Source organism: Streptosporangium brasiliense (genome assembly GCF_030811595.1).
In the GTDB taxonomy this organism is placed as follows: domain Bacteria; phylum Actinomycetota; class Actinomycetes; order Streptosporangiales; family Streptosporangiaceae; genus Streptosporangium; species Streptosporangium brasiliense.
Map to the genome: position 1 here is coordinate 5,770,866 of NZ_JAUSRB010000002.1, position 16,774 is coordinate 5,787,639.

18 protein-coding genes are annotated in these 16,774 nt (G+C 74.4%); 11 read left to right on the forward strand and 7 right to left on the reverse strand.

The genetic code is table 11. The annotated features are described in order from the left end of the window. Nucleotides 1–92 precede the first annotated feature (92 nt). Together J2S55_RS34890 and J2S55_RS34895 are read left to right on the forward strand one after the other, a co-directional pair. The gene (locus tag J2S55_RS34890; protein WP_306869728.1) at nucleotides 93–1,454 is read left to right on the forward strand and encodes a hemolysin family protein; all 1,362 of its coding nucleotides are present in this window, start codon (nucleotides 93–95) and stop codon (nucleotides 1,452–1,454) included. Next, nucleotides 1,451–2,464: a hemolysin family protein gene (locus J2S55_RS34895; RefSeq protein WP_306869729.1), complete on the forward strand. Its 1,014-nt coding sequence runs from the start codon at nucleotides 1,451–1,453 to the stop codon at nucleotides 2,462–2,464. Before J2S55_RS34890 ends, J2S55_RS34895 begins: the two co-directional genes overlap by 4 nt. A 134-nt stretch (nucleotides 2,465–2,598) precedes the next feature. Here J2S55_RS34895 and J2S55_RS34900 read toward each other — a convergent pair whose 3' ends face one another. The 3 genes from J2S55_RS34900 to J2S55_RS34910 all read right to left on the reverse strand — a co-directional run bounded on the left by J2S55_RS34900 (nucleotide 2,599) and on the right by J2S55_RS34910 (nucleotide 4,096). Then, nucleotides 2,599–2,970, reverse strand: a complete 372-nt coding sequence (locus J2S55_RS34900; protein WP_306869730.1) for a hypothetical protein — start codon at nucleotides 2,968–2,970, stop codon at nucleotides 2,599–2,601. A gap of 311 nt (nucleotides 2,971–3,281) precedes the next feature. Then, a complete protein-coding gene (locus J2S55_RS34905; protein ID WP_306869731.1) occupies nucleotides 3,282–3,560 on the reverse strand; it encodes a hypothetical protein in 279 nt (92 codons plus the stop codon). A 239-nt stretch (nucleotides 3,561–3,799) separates the two neighbouring features. After that, nucleotides 3,800–4,096 carry an ArsR/SmtB family transcription factor gene (locus tag J2S55_RS34910; RefSeq protein ID WP_306869733.1) on the reverse strand — a complete coding sequence of 99 codons (297 nt, stop codon included), beginning with the start codon at nucleotides 4,094–4,096 and terminating at the stop codon, nucleotides 3,800–3,802. Nucleotides 4,097–4,249: 153 nt separating this feature from the next. Here J2S55_RS34910 and J2S55_RS34915 point away from each other — a divergent pair, with 153 nt between their 5' ends. The 8 genes from J2S55_RS34915 to cobM all read left to right on the forward strand — a co-directional run bounded on the left by J2S55_RS34915 (nucleotide 4,250) and on the right by cobM (nucleotide 11,367). Next, nucleotides 4,250–4,951, forward strand: coding sequence for an alpha/beta fold hydrolase (locus tag J2S55_RS34915; protein WP_306869735.1), 702 nt, complete (start codon nucleotides 4,250–4,252; stop codon nucleotides 4,949–4,951). Nucleotides 4,952–5,480: 529 nt separating this feature from the next. Further along, nucleotides 5,481–6,236 carry a hypothetical protein gene (locus tag J2S55_RS34920; RefSeq protein WP_306869738.1) on the forward strand — a complete coding sequence of 252 codons (756 nt, stop codon included), beginning with the start codon at nucleotides 5,481–5,483 and terminating at the stop codon, nucleotides 6,234–6,236. A 5-nt stretch (nucleotides 6,237–6,241) separates the two neighbouring features. After that, entirely contained in the window at nucleotides 6,242–6,547 is a 306-nt protein-coding gene (locus tag J2S55_RS34925) for a hypothetical protein (RefSeq protein ID WP_306869740.1), read from the forward strand. 106 nt (nucleotides 6,548–6,653) lie between these two features. After that, the gene (locus J2S55_RS34930) at nucleotides 6,654–8,186 is read left to right on the forward strand and encodes a flavin monoamine oxidase family protein (protein WP_306869742.1); all 1,533 of its coding nucleotides are present in this window, start codon (nucleotides 6,654–6,656) and stop codon (nucleotides 8,184–8,186) included. 83 nt (nucleotides 8,187–8,269) lie between these two features. Further along, nucleotides 8,270–8,668 (forward strand): TIGR03618 family F420-dependent PPOX class oxidoreductase, encoded by a 399-nt coding sequence (locus J2S55_RS34935; RefSeq protein WP_306869743.1) that lies wholly within the window; start codon nucleotides 8,270–8,272, stop codon nucleotides 8,666–8,668. Nucleotides 8,669–8,740: 72 nt separating this feature from the next. After that, nucleotides 8,741–9,130: a pyridoxamine 5'-phosphate oxidase family protein gene (locus J2S55_RS34940; RefSeq protein WP_306869744.1), complete on the forward strand. Its 390-nt coding sequence runs from the start codon at nucleotides 8,741–8,743 to the stop codon at nucleotides 9,128–9,130. Then, entirely contained in the window at nucleotides 9,123–10,352 is a 1,230-nt protein-coding gene (gene cbiE, locus J2S55_RS34945; protein WP_306869746.1) for a precorrin-6y C5,15-methyltransferase (decarboxylating) subunit CbiE, read from the forward strand. The genes J2S55_RS34940 and cbiE overlap by 8 nt, the downstream gene beginning before the upstream one ends. A gap of 271 nt (nucleotides 10,353–10,623) precedes the next feature. Beyond that, a complete protein-coding gene (cobM, locus tag J2S55_RS34950; protein ID WP_306869748.1) occupies nucleotides 10,624–11,367 on the forward strand; it encodes a precorrin-4 C(11)-methyltransferase in 744 nt (247 codons plus the stop codon). Nucleotides 11,368–11,383: 16 nt separating this feature from the next. Here the strand turns inward: cobM and J2S55_RS34955 are convergent, their stop codons facing one another. Further along, nucleotides 11,384–12,457 (reverse strand): cobalt-precorrin-5B (C(1))-methyltransferase, encoded by a 1,074-nt coding sequence (locus tag J2S55_RS34955; protein WP_306869750.1) that lies wholly within the window; start codon nucleotides 12,455–12,457, stop codon nucleotides 11,384–11,386. Nucleotides 12,458–12,528: 71 nt separating this feature from the next. Here J2S55_RS34955 and J2S55_RS34960 point away from each other — a divergent pair, with 71 nt between their 5' ends. Continuing rightward, nucleotides 12,529–13,287, forward strand: a complete 759-nt coding sequence (locus J2S55_RS34960; RefSeq protein ID WP_370879805.1) for a cobalt-precorrin-6A reductase — start codon at nucleotides 12,529–12,531, stop codon at nucleotides 13,285–13,287. On the opposite strand, the gene J2S55_RS34965 is transcribed toward J2S55_RS34960, so the two are convergent. The 3 genes from J2S55_RS34965 to cobG are packed head-to-tail and all read right to left on the reverse strand — an operon-like array spanning nucleotide 13,275 to nucleotide 16,755. Further along, nucleotides 13,275–14,804, reverse strand: a complete 1,530-nt coding sequence (locus J2S55_RS34965; RefSeq protein ID WP_306869753.1) for a precorrin-2 C(20)-methyltransferase — start codon at nucleotides 14,802–14,804, stop codon at nucleotides 13,275–13,277. The two genes, J2S55_RS34960 and J2S55_RS34965, sit on opposite strands and share 13 nt — an antisense overlap. Next, a complete protein-coding gene (locus tag J2S55_RS34970; protein ID WP_306869755.1) occupies nucleotides 14,801–15,427 on the reverse strand; it encodes a precorrin-8X methylmutase in 627 nt (208 codons plus the stop codon). The genes J2S55_RS34965 and J2S55_RS34970 overlap by 4 nt, the downstream gene beginning before the upstream one ends. Further along, complete coding sequence (cobG, locus tag J2S55_RS34975; protein ID WP_306869756.1) at nucleotides 15,424–16,755, reverse strand: precorrin-3B synthase; 1,332 nt, start codon at nucleotides 16,753–16,755, stop codon at nucleotides 15,424–15,426. The genes J2S55_RS34970 and cobG overlap by 4 nt, the downstream gene beginning before the upstream one ends. Nucleotides 16,756–16,774: the final 19 nt, after the last annotated feature.

Here is a 16,774-nt window from a genome sequence, read left to right on the forward strand (position 1 = left end):
TGTAAGGACCGAGAGAAGGATCAGGTGATGGTGTCGGTGTCGTCGGACTCCGGCAGTTGCAGAGCCCGCCGATCACAGGGCAGGGACCCGCGATGAACGTCGCGCTCGGCCTGCTGGCCGTCTTCCTGCTGACCCTGGCCACCGGTTACTTCGTGGCCCAGGAGTTCGCCTACGTCACCGCCGACCGGCTGGCGCTGTCGCAGCGGGCGGCCGGGGGAGACAGGAAGGCCGCCCGTGCCGTCAAGGTGATGGAACGGCTGTCGTTCATGCTCTCGGGCGCCCAGCTCGGCATCACCGTCACCACCCTGGTCGTCGGCTTCATCGCCAAGCCCGCGCTGGCCGAACTGATCGCTCCCGCTCTCGGCGCGGCCGGCGTGCCCGAGGGCGCGACCGGCGGCATCGCCCTCGGGCTGGGCTTCGGCCTCGCCACCGTCGTCCAGATGGTGCTGGGCGAACTCGCTCCCAAGAACCTGGCCCTGGCCAGGCCCGAGCCGCTGGCCCGCGCGCTGGCCTCCTCCACGCTGGTCTACCTGACGATCGCCGGGCCGGTCATCAGGCTGTTCGACACGGCGGCCAACAGGCTGCTGCGCGCGGTCGGCATCGAGCCGGTGGAGGAGCTGCACCACGGCGCCACCCTGGAGGAGCTCGGGCACATCATCGGTGAGTCCGAGGCGTACGGGCACCTGCCCGGCGACCAGGCCGACCTGCTGGAGCGGGCGCTGGCCTTCTCCGACCACACCGCCGAGGAGGTCATGGTCCCCCGGGTGGAGGTCGTCACCGTCGCCGGTTCGGCGCGGATCCCCGAGCTGGACGAGCTCATCGCCCGGCACGGGCATACCCACTATCCCGTTCTGGGCGACAGTCTGGACGACGTGATCGGCATCGTGAGCCTGCGCGAGCTGGTCACCGTCCCCCTCGACAAGGCGGCCGACACCAAGGTCACCGATGTCGCGCGCGAGGTGCTGGTGGTGCCGTTCTCGGCCTCGCTGCCCGACCTGGTCCTCCAGATGCACGCCCGCGGCGAGGAGGTCGCCTGCGTGGTCGACGAGCACGGCGGCCTGGCCGGGCTGGCCACCTGGGAGGACGTCGCCGAGGAGCTCGTCGGTGAGATCGCCGACGAGAACGATCTCGATATTCCCACGGCGGTCCGGAAGGACGGCGGCTGGGAGATCGACGCGGCCCTGCGCGTCGACGAGGTCGCCCTGGCCACCGGCCTGGAGCTCCCCGACGAGGACGACTACGACACCGTCGGCGGGCTGGTCCTGCAGCGCCTGGGCCGCTTCGCCGTCCCCGGTGACGTCGTCACCGTCGGACTCGTGCCGGACATGGCCGAGCACGCGCCCACCCACGTCGAGATCGAGGTGCTGACCCTGGACCGGCACGTGCCGGAGCGGGTGGGGCTGCGTCCCGTCCGTCGCGCCGAGGAGGACCGGGAGAGCGGGGAGGAGAAGTGAACCTGCCTACCGGTCTGATGCTCACCCTGCTCCTCCTGGTCGGCAACGGCTTCTTCGTCGCCTCCGAGTTCGCGCTGGTCGCGGCCAAGCGGCACCGGCTGGAGAAGGCGGCGGCCCGGGGCAACCGCGCCGCCGCGGCGGCCGTGAAGGGCATCCGGGAGCTGTCGTTGATGCTCGCCGGCGCCCAGCTCGGCATCACCTTGTGCTCGCTCGGCCTGGGTGTGGTCTCCGAGCCGCTCATCGCAGGCAGCCTGACCCCGCTGTTCGACAGCCTCGGCCTGCCCCGGGCCGCCGCTCACGCGGTCGCCTTCGTCATCGCGCTGGGCATCGTGACGTTCCTGCACATGGTGGTCGGAGAGATGGCGCCCAAGTCGTGGGCCATCGCCCATCCGGAGCGCTCGGCCACGATCCTGGCCCTGCCGTTCCGCGCCTTCACCGTGGCCGTCCGGCCGGTCCTGACCGCGCTCAACGGCGCCAGCAACCTGCTGCTGCGCATGGTCCGCGTACGGCCCGGCGACGGGACGGCCACACCGCGGACCCCCGAGCAGCTGCAGCACCTGGTGGAGGAGTCGCGCCGGCTGGGCCTCATCGACACCGACGAGCACGTCGTGCTCTCCCAGGCGCTGGACGCGCCGAACGCCGAGATCGCCTCGCTGGCCATTCCGGTGACCGCCATCGTCGGCGTCCCCGCCGGAGCCCCGCCCCAGGAGGTGATCGACACCTCCGCGCGGAGCCGCCGCACGCGCCTGGTGGTGTGGGACGGTGACCGCCCGGCCGGTGTGATCCATGTCCGGGACGCCTACCTCGCCCGCAGACGTGGCTCGCGGGTCCGGGCCGGCGATCTCGCCTACCGCCTTCCCGTGCTCCCGTCGGAGACCTCGATCTCCGACGCGGTCGGCGCGCTGCGCGCCGCCCACAGCCAGCTGGCGCTCGTCCACGCGGCGGACGGGACCCTGAAGGGGATGGTCAGCCTGGACGACCTGCTGACCACGCTGCTCATCCCGGCGTAGGCGCACGCCGTACGGGGGTGTGCGCCGACGGGGTCCGGGGGGAGGTCTCCGGAGTCCGGGGGAGCCGTCCGGTCACACCGGTCGGCGCCGGCGGCCGGCCGCCGTTCACGGCCACATGGCGTGCGCCGGCGGTGTCACTTCACGGGCAGCCAGACATCGCCCGTCCCCGTGCTCCGGGACAGATGCACCTTCCAGCACCCGGCTTTCGAGAAGACGAGCCCGGTCCCCCATTCGTCACCCGGCCGCTTCCAGCTCGACCCGCTGTGTTCTTCCGGCCCGAAGGTGAGCTCCGCCGCGGCCCCGTCCGGGTGCGTGGCGGAGACCCGGAGGGGCCCGCTGCCGGTCATCCGCCAGACGATCTTGACTGCCTTCCCGGAGGGGAGCGGCAGGGGTGCGAACAGCAGGCCCCACAACTCCGCGTCCCGGGCCACTCCCCGTACTTCCGGCAGCGACGCCGTCCCTTCCGGGGAGGCGCCGGCGGAAGCGCACGCGGACGCGTCACTCACGGCTATGGGACCAGCCGTCGTGGCGCTCGCCGAGGACCGGGGTGTCTCGGGGGCGCCCGCCGCGCCCGCCCGGGGTGGGGAAGCGCTGCAACCAGCCATCGAGATGATCATCAGGGCCGCTGTCAACCGCCGCATTCCGTCTCCTTGTCGTCCCCTCTCCTACCGGTCCTGGCCGGTGGGGGTTCCCGGAACGCGTGCGGCCGGCCCGGATCGGGGCCGACCGGCGCCACGACCCTTATGGCGGGCGTTGCCTGACCCGCGGTCGCCGACGCGGCCCGGAAGTCGCTGTTCCGGGCCGCGCGTTCAGCCTGTTACCTGGTCAGGACCATCAGCGTGAAAAAGCCCGTGTACTCGCAGTAGTACGACAGGTACGTCCCGTTCCGCCGCAGTTCCTCGCCCTTCGCCTTGCACTTCGCCTCGGTCGAGTAGTCGCCGTACTTGATCCAGGTGTACGCGGGGGCGACCGAGACACTCGACGTGCCGGCGCCGGTGGTCGCGGCGCCGGCGGGCGTCGCCAGTACGGATCCCGCGGCTGCCAGGGCGACGGCCGCGAACGACGTCGCGGCCAGCTTGGTGAGCTTGGTGGACATGAGCCATCCCTTCAGGGGTGGGGGGTCGGCCGTTCTGGGCGGGGCGATGTGCGGCCCCCGCCAGACCATGATCATAATCACACCGGCGGTGGAGGAGGAGGGTTTGAGCGCGACTGTTTCATCGGTTTTGGGCGGACGGTTCTCGGCGCGGTCGCCCGCGGCGTGTTCGCCCGCACGTCCGGCGGACGTCGGGCCGTCGGGACGGCCGTGCGCCCGTTCGGCCGGTGTCGTGCGCCTGTTCAGCCGGTGTCGGCGAGGCGCGCGGGCTGCAGCCGCCCTATCAGCTCCTGCATCCGGGCCACGCCCTCCGGGCGCACCGAGTAACAGATCTGCGTGCCGCGGCGGCGGGTGCTGACCAGCTCGGCCTCGCGCAGCACCTTCAGGTGCTGGCTGATCGTCGGCTGGGTGACGCCGAACATCTCGGTGAAGTCGCAGGCGCACGTCTCGGGCGCCGCGACCAGGGCGCGCATGATGCCCAGCCGCACGGGGTGCCCGAGTGCCCGCAGCATCGCCACATCCAACTGGTCCTCGAACATGTCGGCACTCTATCAAGCCTCCTCTATATAGAGGTTTGCCTATATGTAGGGGAGGGCAGAGAGGCTCGACCGGCGACGACGGCATCCTGTCCTCGCGACACCGAGCGGCGGTCGGGCGCGGTAATTGTCGGACCGCTCCGCTACGTTGCCGGCATGACAGACTTCGTACTGGTCGCCGGCGCGTGGCTCGGATCGTGGGCATGGGACGAGGTGGTGCCGGAGCTGCGTGCGGCCGGCCACGGCGCCCACCCGGTGACGCTGTCCGGCCTCGCCGACAGGCAGGGTGTGCCGGCCGGGCAGCAGACCCATGTCCAGGACATCGTCGACGAGGTCGAGCGCCGCGATCTGCGCGACGTCGCCCTGGTCGGGCACAGCTACTCGGGCATCCCGGTCGGTCAGGCCGCCGAGCGGATCGGCGACCGGCTGACCCGCGTGGTCTTCGTCGACTCCAACGTTCCGGCGGACGGCGAGTCGTTCGTGTCCGGCTGGTCGTCGGACGGCCGGGCGGCGGTGGAGGCCTCGATCGCCGGGAACAAGGGTTTCTGGGCGCCGTTGACCGCGGCCGACTACGACGGCCAGGGTCTCACCGGCGAGCAGATCGCCCGGATCGTGGACGGCTCGACGCCGCATCCGGGTGCCACGCTGACCGAGCCGGCCGTGCTGGCCCGGCCGCTCGGCGAACTCCCGGCGACATACGTCAAATGCCTGCTCGACGGCGACAAGCCGAGCCGCGACGTGGTCGAGCTGCTGACCGGCGAGCGCTGGCGGCTGGTCGAGATGGACACCGGCCACTGGCCGATGTTCTCCCAGCCGCGCGAGCTGGCGCGGATCCTGCTCGACGCGGCCACCCCGTAAGCGTTCCCGCCGGCGCCGGGCGGGTGCGCACCTCCACGCCGCACCCGCCGCGCCGTGCGGGCCGCCCCTGCCCGGGCCGCCGCCCCTGCCCGGGCCACGCCCTCGCACGCCCCGGTCGCGTCCCCACACTCCCCGGCCACGCCCTCGCACGCCCGGCCCGGGCGCGGCCCCCACATGCCCCGGACGCGTCCCCGCGCGCCCCGGCCGCGCCCTCGCACGCCCCGGCCTGAACCACTCCTGAAGTCCGGGCCCGCCGGCCCGGCCCGGCGGCTCCGACGTCGGGCGCCGTGATCCCGCCGGGGAGCCGAGGCCGCCTCCGGCGACGGCCCTGACCCGGCCCCCGAGGACGGCGCCGGCGGCGTCGACGGCTCGGCGTTGTGCGCCGGATGTCCGTCTCAGCCTGGCTGAATGGGCATCCGATGCCGTGACTTCATTACTTTCCGTTGTACTCACGTGACCTTCTGTGTTAACCCTTGTCGGGTCGTGCAGTCGGGGTGTGCGCACTGGTCTGCGGAGGCGAGGAGACACGATGACGTCTGATCCCCAGTGGCCCGGGACGGACCCTCTCCAGCAGCTCCACGCCGCGGCGGCCGAGCTGGCCCGGACGGCGGAGGAGATCCGGGAGATCTGTGCGCGCACGACGGCCGCGCTGACCGCCGCCGCCACCCGTTCCCCGGGATTCCCCTCCGGGATCCACTGGAGTCTGCTGCGCGCGCTGACCAACCGCGGCGGGCTCGGCTACGCCTTCGAGGGCGGGCGGTTCGGCGGCCCGGCCGCCCGCCTGGGCGCGCTGGCGGGGCGGAGCAGCCTCGCCACGCTGGTCGCCGTCACCTCCCTCCGGCTGCGGATCGCCGGCGTCCTGCACCAGCACCCGGAGCTGGCCGCCGACCCCGTCATGCGGCGGCTGCTCGACGCGGTCGGCGCCGATCGCGACACCGAGGCGGTCCGGGCCATCCGGGCCCTGTTCAGGGAGAAGAGGACCGTGCGGGCGGTCAGCGACATCGCGCCGATCTTCGGCGAGGTGCTCGCGATGCGGGCGCTGTTCGACGACAACCCCTTCAACGACCAGAGCGGCCGGCCGGCGGCGGCGGACCGGGGGCCGGCCGCCGAGCCCCTGCCCGGCCTCCCGGGCGGGGCGACCCGGAGACGGGACGGCGGCGAGGGCGCCGCCGGAACGGCCTGCGCCCCCCACGGATCCAGGTGGCTGCTCCTGCTGACCGGGCTCGCCGGGCTGGTGATCGCCGCCGCGTGTCTCCGGCGCGCCCGCCGGGCTCCGCGCGGGTGACGGGGATGGCCGTGACCCCCGGATACGGGGCGCTCGCCGAGCAGCTCGCCGCCGACGCCGCACGGCTGGCCGACCACGCGGTCAGGCTGGGCGATCTCGCCGCACGCGTCCGCGGCAACCCGATCGTGTCCGGGTGGTTCGGCGAGCTGATCGACGGCCAGATCGCCCGCTGCGCCGCCGCCTCGGCCGATCTCACCCGGGCCGCCGTGGCCACCGGCGAGCGCGCCGCCAGGGAGCGGGACCGCACCGCCGGGGAGGAGGACGACGTCCCGCGGCCCGCCGTCCCCCCTGAACCGCGGCCGCCCGGATGAGGGGCGAGCCGGCTGGATCCCGATAAGACCACTTCGACCGGCTGGATCCCGACGAGACCACTTCGACCGGCCGGATACCGATGAGACCACTTCGAGAGGAGACTTCATGCCCACCGATCCGCACCACTCTCAGCCGCCCGCCGATCCACGGCGCCCCGAGACGCCCGCCGGTCCGCACCTGTCCGGGCCCGACCACGCATCCCTCAGGCCGGGCCACCGGCGGGTCCCTCCGCAGCTGGTCAGAACGGTGCGGGAGGGCCTGCCCGACCGCCAGGACGCGCCGAAGCGGGTCCTGATCATCGGCGCCGGCATGGCGGGCCTGGTCGCGGCCTACGAGCTGATGCGCCAAGGGCACGACCCCGTCGTGCTGGAGGCGCAGCAGCGCGTCGGCGGGCGTGTCCACACTCTGCGCGGCTTCGCGGAGGGGCTGTACGCCGAGGCCGGGGCCATGCGCATCCCCCGGGTCCACGACCTGACGCTGGCCTACTGCCGCGAGTTCGGGCTGGGCCTGCGCCCCTTCGTCATGGGCAACCCCAAGACCCTCGCCTTCATCCAGGGCAGGCGCATGACGATGGAGGACCTCAACGCCGATCCCGGCCTGGTGGACTTCGAGCTGGCCGAGCACGAACGCGGCAGGACCTACGAGGAGCTGTGGGAGGCGGCCACCGCGGAGATCCGGGAGCGCTACTCGAGCGAGGGGGACGCCGCGCTCGACCGTCTCTGCGCCGACTACGACCACCACTCGATCCGCAGCTTCCTGCGGGAGCGGGGCTTCTCCCCGGGAGCCGTCGAGCTGTACGGGATCATGAGCTTCCGCGAGTCGAACCTCAACGCCGCGGTCATCGAGCAGTTCCGGGAGATCATCGGCCGGGCGTTCGAGGACATGCAGGAGATCGTCGGAGGGGCCGACCGGCTGCCCGCCGCCTTCTACGAGCGGCTCAAGGACCGCGTGCGCTTCGGCCACGAGGTGCACGCGATCGAGCAGGACGACCACTCGGTGACCCTGCACGTCAGGACCGCCGCCGGCCGTACCACCGTGACGGGCGACTACGCCGTGTGCACCGTGCCCTTCTCCGTGCTCCGTGACATCGAGACACGGCCGGCCTTCACCCGGCGCAAGCAGCGGGCGATCAGGGAGCTCAACTACAACGCCTCGACCAAGATCCTGTTTCAGGTGCGTGAGCGGTTCTGGGAGCGCACCGACGGGATCGTCGGCGGGACCACCGTGACGGACCTGCCCGTCCGCCGGATCTGCTACCCCTCCCACTCCGACCCGGACGAGCGCAGGGGCGTCCTGCTCGCCAGCTACACCTGGGGCCAGGACGCGCTGCGCTGGGGCGCGATGAGCAGGGAGAAGCGGATCCAGCAGGCCGTGGAGGACGTCGCGAAGGTCCATCCGGAGATCGTCGACGTCTTCGAGTTCGGGGTGAGCCACGCCTGGTACGAGGATCCCTTCGCGGCCGGCGCCTTCGCCCTCTTCGAGCCGCACCAGCAGTCCACCCTGCACGAGGCGATCATCCAGCCGGAGGGGCGCGTCCACTTCGCCGGCGAGCACTGCTCGCTCTGGCACGCCTGGATCGAGGGCGCGCTGGAGTCGGGGCTCCGCGCCGCCGCCGCCGTCCACGCGGGCCCCGCCTGACCTTCTCCCGGGGCGGTGGAATTGATCACTTGGGCATGATGTTCGATTGACCAATAGGCACACCGCCGATCGTGGAGGTCCACGTGGGAAAGCTGAACGATGACGCCAAGCAACTGCTCGGCCAGCCGATTCACGGCTGGGTGACGACTGTCCGCCCGGACGGCTCGCTGCACAGCACGGTCGTCTGGGTGGACGTCGACGGGGACGACGTCATCTTCAACACGGCCGTCGGCCGCGCCAAGGAGCGTCACCTGCGCGGCAACCCGCAGGTGTCGGTGAGCGTCCTGGACCCCAAGGACGCCTTCCACCTGGTCAGCATCTCGGGCACCGCGGAGCTGGAGCTGGAGGGGGCCGACGAGGTCATCGACGGCCTGGCCGGCAAATATCTCGGGGTGGAGAGCTACCCCTACCGGCAGCCGGGTGAGCAGCGCATCACGGTGCGGGTGAAGCCGGACCAGGTGATCTACAGTCCGGGCAGCTGAGCGGCGTCCTCCGGTGGGCCCGCCTCCCGGCTACCATGTCGCCCGGTACCAGGACATCGGAAGGACCGGGTGTTGAAGGATCTAGGAGACGGGTTCCGCGCCTTCTGGCGGGAGCGTCACCTGTGCACGCTGAGCACGGTGCGGGCCGACGGCACGCCGCACGTCGTCCCCGTGGGGGCGACGCTGGACGTCGACTCCGGGATCGCCAGAGTGATCACCTCCGGTGGCGCGCACAAGGTCCGCCACGTGCGCGCCGCCGGCGGCGAGGGCGCGGCGGTCGCGCTCTGCCAGGTGGACGGGCGGCGCTGGTCGACCCTGGAGGGACGTGCGGTGATCCGTGAGGACCCCGAGTCGGTCGCCGACGCCGAGCGCCGCTACGCCGAGCGTTACCGGCAGCCCCGCGAGAACCCGGCCCGGGTCGTGATCGAGATCCGCGTCACCCGGGTGCTGGGCAATGTCTGATCTCGTCACGGTCGTCGGCATCGGGGCGGACGGCTGGGCGGGCCTGTCCCCGGCGGCGCGGCGCGAGCTGCACGCCGCGCAGGTGCTGATGGGCAGCGCCCGGCAGCTCGCGCTGGTCCCCGAGCCGACCGCCGAGCGCGTCGCCTGGCCCTCGCCGCTGCTCCCGGCCCTGCCCGCGCTGATCGCCTCCCACCAGGGCCGCCGGGTGTGCGTGCTGGCCAGCGGCGACCCCATGTTCCACGGCATCGGCACGACGCTGGTCCGGCTGCTCGGCACCGACCGGGTCAGGGTGCTGCCGCACCCGTCGTCGGTCTCGCTGGCCTGCGCCAGGCTCGGCTGGGCCGTCGATCAGGTCGAGGTGGTCAGCGTGGTGGCGCGGCCGGTCGAGTCGGTGCACACCGCGCTCCACGAGGGCCGCCGGGTGCTGGTCCTCAGCTCCGACGGCGGCACCCCGGCCCGGGTCGCCGCGCTGCTGGCCGCACGCGGATACGGCGGGAGCCCGATGACGGTCCTGGAGCGGCTCGGCGCCGCCGAGGAGCGCGTGATCTCCGGTACGGCGGGCGGCTGGTCCCTGCCGGCGGCCCACGACCTCAACGTCGTGGCCGTGGAGTGCCGTGCCGACGCCGGGACCGTGCCCCTGCCCTGCGTCCCGGGCCTGCCGGACGGGGCGTTCGAGCACGACGGCCAGCTCACCAAGAGCGAGGTGCGCGCGGTGACCCTGTCCCGGCTCGCGCCCGTCCCCGGCGAACTGCTGTGGGACGTCGGCGCGGGAGCGGGCAGCATCGCGATCGAGTGGATGCGCGGCCACCCGGCCAACCGGGCGGTGGCGGTGGAGAGCCACCCCGAGCGGGCCGCGCGGATCTCCCGCAACGCCGCGGGGCTGGGCGTGCCCGGCCTGAGCGTGGTGGCCGGGGCGGCTCCGGCGGCGCTCGCCGGCCTGGAGCCGCCCGACGCCGTCTTCATCGGCGGCGGGGTGACCGTCCCTGGGGTGGTGGAGGGCTGCTGGGAGGCGCTGCGGCCCGGCGGCAGGCTGGTCGCCAACGCGGTGACCGTGGAGTCCGAGGCGGTCCTGGCCTCCTGGTACGGCGAGCTCGGCGGCGACCTGGTCCGGCTGGCCGTCAGCAGGGCCGCGCCGGTAGGCGGGTTCACGGGCTGGCGCCCCATGATGCCGGTGACGATCTGGACGGCGGTCAGGCCGGCCGCCGTGGACGCCGGGCGGTGACGCCGGATGGCACGGCGGCGCGGTGGGGCGAGGCACGGCGGGGTGATGTGGCCGGCCGGGGCGGAACGGAGAGTGGCAGAGATGGCCGGTGGCGCGGCCGGACGGCCGAGGGGACGGAGCGTGGCCGGGTGGCCGACGGGGACGGAGCGTGGCTGGTGGCACGGTCGGATGGCCGTGGTGCGGTGGGGCGCGATGGGACGGAGTGTGGCCGGGTGGCAGGCGGCATGACGACATGTGACGGACGCTCGCGCGTCCCGGTGGAGGATGAGCGATGACGGTGCGGTTCATCGGGGCGGGCCCCGGCGCCGTCGACCTGATCACCCTGCGGGGACAGCGGGCGGTCGCGTCCTCGCCGGTGTGCCTGTACGCGGGGTCCCTGGTCCCGGCCGAGCTGCTGGAGTGGTGCCCGCAGGGGGCGCGGCTCGTGGACACCGCCAAGATGGCGCTGGATGAGATCGTGGCGGAGATGCTCGCCGCCCACGGGGCCGGTCACGACGTGGCCCGCCTGCACTCCGGCGACCCGTCGGTGTTCAGCGCGATGGCCGAGCAGATGCGGCGGCTGGACGCGGCCGGGGTGCCCTACGAGGTGGTCCCCGGCGTGCCCGCGTTCGCAGCGGCCGCCGCGTCGCTGAAGCGGGAGCTCACCGTGCCCGGGGTGGGCCAGACGGTGGTGCTGACCCGGACCTCGGCACGGGCCACCCCCATGCCCGACGGGGAGGACCTGGACACGCTCGGCCGCAGCCGGGCCACGATGGTCCTCCACCTGGCCGTGCAGCGCGTCGAGGCGGTCGCCGGAGAGCTGATCCCCAACTACGGCGCCGACTGCCCGGTGGCCGTGGTGGCCCGGGCCAGCCGGTACGACGAGGTGATCCTGCGCGGAACCCTGGCCGACATCGCCGACCGGGTCCGTGCCGCGGGGGTCGTCCGCACCGCGGTGATCGTGGTCGGCCGGGTGCTGACCGCCTCGGAGTTCCCCGACAGCCACCTCTACTCGGCGGCCCGCTGCCGTGACTGACCCCGGCGCGGCCGGATCAGCCGGCGCGGCCGACGATCACGCCGGCGCGGTCGATGACGACCACGTCCACCGTCACCGGTGCCTCGCGCAGCACACCGGCGGCTGTCAGCCGGGCGCGCTCGGCGACCAGGTCGCCCAGCGGCAGGCCCGCCTCCTGGCAGAGCCGGAGCGCGTGCAGGGCCGTGTTGGCCGTCAGCACCCGCCCGGCCAGCGCCTCGCCCCCGCCCGCCGAGCGGACGATCTCGGCGAGCATGCCCGGGTTGACCTGCGAGCGGCCCGAGTGGAGGTCCAGATGGCCGTCGGCGAGTTTGGAGAGCTTGCCGATGCCCCCGGCGATGGTCAGCCGGGGCACGGGATGCCTGCGCAGATACTTCAGCACGGCTCCCGCGAAGTCGCCCATGTCGAGCAGCGCGTCCTCCGGCAGCCCGTACAGCTCGGCCGCGACCCTCTCCGAGGTGCTCCCGGTGCATCCGGCGACGTGCCGGCGGCCCGCCGCCCTGGCCACGTCGACGCCGCGCCGGATGCTGTCGATCCAGGCCGAGCACGAGTACGGCACCACGATGCCGGTCGTGCCCAGGATGGACAGCCCGCCCAGGATCCCCAGCCGGGGGTTCCAGGTCTTCCTGGCCAGCTCCTCGCCGTGCTCCACCGAGATCTCCACGACCACGTCACCGGTCCCGCCGTGCCGGGCGGCCACCGCGGCGACGTGCTCGCGCATCATCCGCCGGGGGACCGGGTTGATCGCCGGTTCGCCTACCTCCAGCGGGAGCCCCGGTTTGGTGACGGTGCCGACCCCGGGTCCCGCCGCGAACACCACGCCGGTGCCGGGGGCGCCGGGCCGTACCGTCGAGGAGATCAGCGCGCCGTGCGTCACGTCGGGATCGTCACCGGCGTCCTTGACCACCGCGGCCATGGCCGCGCCGCCCGCCAGCCCCTCCCTGGCCAGCGCGAACGCCGGGCGCTGCCCCTTGGGCAGCGCGATCTCCACGGGGTCGGGGAAGTCGCCGGTCAGCAGCGCGGTGTAGGCGGCGGTGGTGGCCGCGGTCGCGCACGCGCCGGTGGTCCATCCGTGGCGTAGCGGCGTGCTCACGGCCGGGGCACCGGCCGGTACGGCAGGGCGAGGCCCTGCGACGGCAGAGAGACGAGAGAAGTGATGACGTGCTGAACATCCTCGTGCTGGGCGGCACCGACGAGGCCAGGCGGCTGGCCGCCGCGCTCGCCGGACGCGCCGGGACGCATGTGGTGTCCTCCCTGGCGGGACGGGTGCGCGACCCCAGGCTGCCGGTGGGCGAAGTGCACGAGGGCGGCTTCGGCGGCCCCGGCGGGCTGGAGGCGTGGATCGGCGAGCGCCGGATCGACGTCGTCGTGGACGCCACGCACCCCTTCGCCGCCCGGATGACCGCCTCGGCGGTCGAGGCGACCGGCCGGGCCGGGGTGCCGCTGCTGACCCTGCGGCGGCCGGGCTGGCAGGCGGGCCCCGGCGACGACTGGCGCTGGGTGCCGTCGCTCGCCGCGGCCGCCGAGCTGCTGCCCGAGCTGGGGGAGCGGGTGTTCCTGACCACCGGGCGCCGGAGCCTGCCGGTCTTCGCCGGCCTCGACGGCCTGTGGTTCCTGGCCCGTTCGGTGGACCCGCCGGAGCCGCCCGCCCCGCGCCGCATGGAGGTGCTGCTCAGCCGCGGCCCGTTCACCGTGGAGGGCGAGCTGGCCCTCATGCGCGCCCACCGGGTGGACGTGCTGGTCACCAAGGACAGCGGCGGCGAGATGACCACGGCCAAGCTGCTCGCCGCCCGGGAGCTCGGGCTCCCGGTCGTGATCGTACGGCGGCCGCCGCCTCCCGGGGGCGTCCCCGCCGCGGAGACGGTGGAGGCGGCGCTCGCCTGGCTGGAGAGCGCGGCGGGTCGCGCCGGTCACGCCGGGTAACGGCGGGGGGTGAACACCACCCGGCCGCCGTCGCCCCGCTCGGCCACCCGGGTGGTGGAGGACCCCACCAGCAGCAGGCAGCGCATGTCGACCATGGCCGGGTCGAGGTCGGCGAGCGTGGTGACGGTCACGCTCTCCCCGGCCCCGCCGACGTCACGGCCGATGACCACGGGTGTCTGCGCCGCGCGGTGTTCCAGCAGCAGGTCCCGCGCGGCGGCCACCTGCCAGGTGCGGCTCTTGGACGCGGGGTTGTAGATCGCCAGGACCAGGTCGGCCTTCGCGGCGGCGGTGATCCGCCCGGCGACGACCTCCCATGGCTTGAGCAGGTCCGACAGCGACAGCACGCAGTAGTCGTGGCCGAGCGGCGCGCCCGCCCGGCTCGCCACCGCGTGCGCGGCGGTCAGGCCCGGCAGCACCCGCACCGGGACGTCCGCGTACCGGGGCTCGCAGGCCACCTCCAGCACCGCGCTGGCCATCGCGAACACCCCCGGGTCGCCCGAGGAGACCACGGCCACCCGGGATCCGGCCGCGGCCAGCTCCAGCGCGTGCGCGGCCCGCTCGGCCTCCACCCGGTTGTCCGTGGGGTGGCGGCGCTGACGCGGGTTCGGCGGGACCCGGTCCAGGTAGGGGCCGTAGCCGACGAGCTCGTCGGCCACGGCCAGGGCGTCCTGCGCCTCCGGGGTCAGCCACGGCCGGCCGGCCGGGCCGAGGCCGACCACGACCACCTCACCGGGGCCGCCGGCCGGGGCCGCGGGCTCCGCCTGCCGCACCGGCCCGGCCTGCGCCGCGTTGACCGGGCTCGGGATCAGCGCCAGCGAGAAGTACGGCACGCTGTCCGGGTCCACCTCGGCGAGCGGGGCCAGGCGCTGGCCGCCGGTGGTGGCGCGTTCCACGTACCAGGCCTCGTCGAGGCGGCCGGCCCGGGTCAGCGCGTCGCGCACCTTGGTGAAGGTCCGGCCGAGCTTGAGGACCGCGGCCGAGTCGGTGGCGGCCAGGCGCTCGGCGAGGACCTCGGCGGGGAGCGTCCCGGGCAGCACGGTCAGCGTCTCGTCCCGCTCGACCAGCGGCCGTCCGAGGACCGCGGCGGCGCCGCTCACGGAGGTCACACCGGGGACCACCTCGGTGACGTAGCGGTGGGACAGACGCTTGTGCATGTGCATGTAGGAGCCGTAGAAGAGCGGGTCGCCCTCGCACAGCACCACCACGTCACGGCCGGCGTCCAGGTGGGCGGCCAGCCGCAGCGCGCAGTCGGCGTAGAAGTCGTCGATGGCGCCCTGGTAGCCGCCGGGATGGTCGGTGGTCTCCGTGGTGAGCGGGTAGATCAGCGCTTCCTCGATCTGGCCCGCGCGCAGGTACGGCGCGGCCACCGAGCGGGCGATGCTCCGGCCGTGGCGGGCGCTGTGGAAGGCGATCACGTCGGCCTCGCCGAGGAGGCGGGCGGCCTTGACGGTCACCAGCTCCGGATCCCCGGGTCCGAGTCCCACACCCCAGAGCCGTCCGGTCACCATGTCGTTCATTCGTCCTCACTCGCGATCGCGTTGACCGCGGCCGCGGTCATCGCACTCCCACCCCGGCGGCCGTGCACGACCAGGTGTTCCAGACCCGCCGGGTGCTCGGCGAGGGCCTGCTTGGACTCGGCGGCGCCGATGAAGCCGACCGGGATCCCGAGCACGGCGGCCGGCCGGCCGGCGCCCTCCTCGACCATCTCCAGCAGCCGGAACAGCGCGGTCGGCGCGTTCCCGATCGCGACCACGGAGCCCTCCAGCCGGTCGCGCCACAGCTCCAGCGCGGCGGCGCTGCGGGTGGTGCCCAGCCGTGCGGCGAGCTCCGGCACGCCCGGCTCGCCCAGCGTGCAGATCACCTCGTTGCCGGCGGGCAGGCGGCGGCGGGTCACCCCGGAGGCGACCATCATCGCGTCGCACAGCACCGGCGCGCCCGCCCGCAGGGCCGCGCGCGCCGACGCCACGACGCCGGGCGACCAGCCGAGGTCGGCGACCAGGTCGACCATCCCGCAGGCGTGGATCATCCGGACCGCCACCTGGGCGACGTCCGGGGGCAGGCCGCTCAGATCCGTCTCGGCGCGGATGGTGGCGAAGGAGCGGCGGTAGATCTCCGCGCCGTCGCGGACGTAGTCGGTCACGATCCCCCTCTGGCGGCCGTCACCGCGGCCGTGGTCTCTTCGATGTCCGTACAGTTCAGGCTCCGGCCGTTGAGGTTCACGCGGTAGCCGTCGCCGGTGGCGACCACGTCCGCGACCCGCCCCCGGGGGCGACCGCAGCGCCTGTCGCAGCCCGCCCAGTGCACGGGGAGCGTACCGGTGCGCGGCCGGTCCGCCGCACGGGGGGCGACCGTCCCCGGCGTCCCGGCGGCCCCGTCCCCGGCGGGCACGGTGGCGCGGGCCGCGTCGGCCTGCACGTCGGCCAGGGATTTGGCGCAGCCGGGGCGGCCGGTGCAGGCCGTCACGCCGATCCACGGGGAGTCGGGGTCGGTGACCAGGCCGGCCTCCGTCAGCCGGGCGACTGCCCGGGGGAGGTCCACGCGGGCCAGACCGGGCAGGACCACGCCCCGCCACGGCGTCAGCCGTACCCCGTCGGCGGAGGCCAGGCCGGCCAGGAGCTCCGCCTGGGCAGGGGTCAGCCGGCCCAGCGGCACCGCGACGCCCAGGGCCACCCGCCCGCCGGGCTGCCGGACGGCTCCCACCGGTCCCCCCGCCACGGCCGGCGGCGGGGTCCGGACGCGTTCCGCGGGCGGGCGGAGCCGTACCGGGCCGGCCCCTCCGGTCTCCAGGGTGGCGCGGACCCGGGCCGCGACCGGCTCCGCGCCGCCGGGCAGCTCACCGATCCGCCAGGCATGCACGCCCCGGGCGGCGAGCTCGGCCAGGAACGCCTCGGCCGCGGCGAGCAGGGCGGTGACCGCCGAGGTCACCGGCACGCGCAGGCCGCTGTCGGCGCCCGCGAGGACGAGGGCGGCCTCCTCCGGGCCGGTCGGCAGCATCCCGGCGTCGGGGCCGAGCCAGGCCACGTCCCCCCGGCCGTCGTCGAGGGCGAACAGGAACCGCCCCGGCAGGCCGGCCAGGCCCGGCCGGGCGCACAGCCGCCGGTCCAGCTCGGAGACCAGCGGACCGACGTCGAGGATCCCCTCCGCGTCGCAGCCGGTCAGCGGGGAGGCCAGGACGTTGCGGATCCGTTCGTGGGTGGACGAGGGCAGCAGCCCGGCCTCCGCCATGCGCGCCGCGAATCCGTCCCCCTCGCCGAGCCCGCGCACCTGGACGTTCGCACGGGAGGTCAGCTCGATGACGCCGGTCCCGTGGACGGCCGCCGCGTCGGCGAGTCCGCGCAGCTGGGAGGCCGTCAGCCGGCCGCCGGGGACGCGGATCCGCGCCAGGCCGCCGTCGGCCGCGGCATGCACCTGGAGCGCCCCGGGACATGCGTCGAGTCGCGATCGTCCGGAAAAGTCGCCAATGACCACGGAGAGGATGTTAAGCCAG

Excerpts from the sequence above, each read along its gene's own strand:
- J2S55_RS34890 (WP_306869728.1), top strand. The coding sequence starts at position 93 with ATGAACGTCGCGCTCGGCCTGCTGGCCGTCTTCCTGCTGACCCTGGCC.
- J2S55_RS34905 (WP_306869731.1), bottom strand. The coding sequence starts at position 3,560 with ATGTCCACCAAGCTCACCAAGCTGGCCGCGACGTCGTTCGCGGCCGTC.
- J2S55_RS34930 (WP_306869742.1), top strand. The coding sequence starts at position 6,654 with ATGCCCACCGATCCGCACCACTCTCAGCCGCCCGCCGATCCACGGCGC.
- J2S55_RS34965 (WP_306869753.1), bottom strand. The coding sequence starts at position 14,804 with ATGAACGACATGGTGACCGGACGGCTCTGGGGTGTGGGACTCGGACCC.
- J2S55_RS34915 (WP_306869735.1), top strand. The coding sequence starts at position 4,250 with ATGACAGACTTCGTACTGGTCGCCGGCGCGTGGCTCGGATCGTGGGCA.
- J2S55_RS34920 (WP_306869738.1), top strand. The coding sequence starts at position 5,481 with ATGACGTCTGATCCCCAGTGGCCCGGGACGGACCCTCTCCAGCAGCTC.
- J2S55_RS34910 (WP_306869733.1), bottom strand. The coding sequence starts at position 4,096 with ATGTTCGAGGACCAGTTGGATGTGGCGATGCTGCGGGCACTCGGGCAC.
- cbiE (WP_306869746.1), top strand. The coding sequence starts at position 9,123 with ATGTCTGATCTCGTCACGGTCGTCGGCATCGGGGCGGACGGCTGGGCG.
- J2S55_RS34925 (WP_306869740.1), top strand. The coding sequence starts at position 6,242 with ATGGCCGTGACCCCCGGATACGGGGCGCTCGCCGAGCAGCTCGCCGCC.
- cobM (WP_306869748.1), top strand. The coding sequence starts at position 10,624 with ATGACGGTGCGGTTCATCGGGGCGGGCCCCGGCGCCGTCGACCTGATC.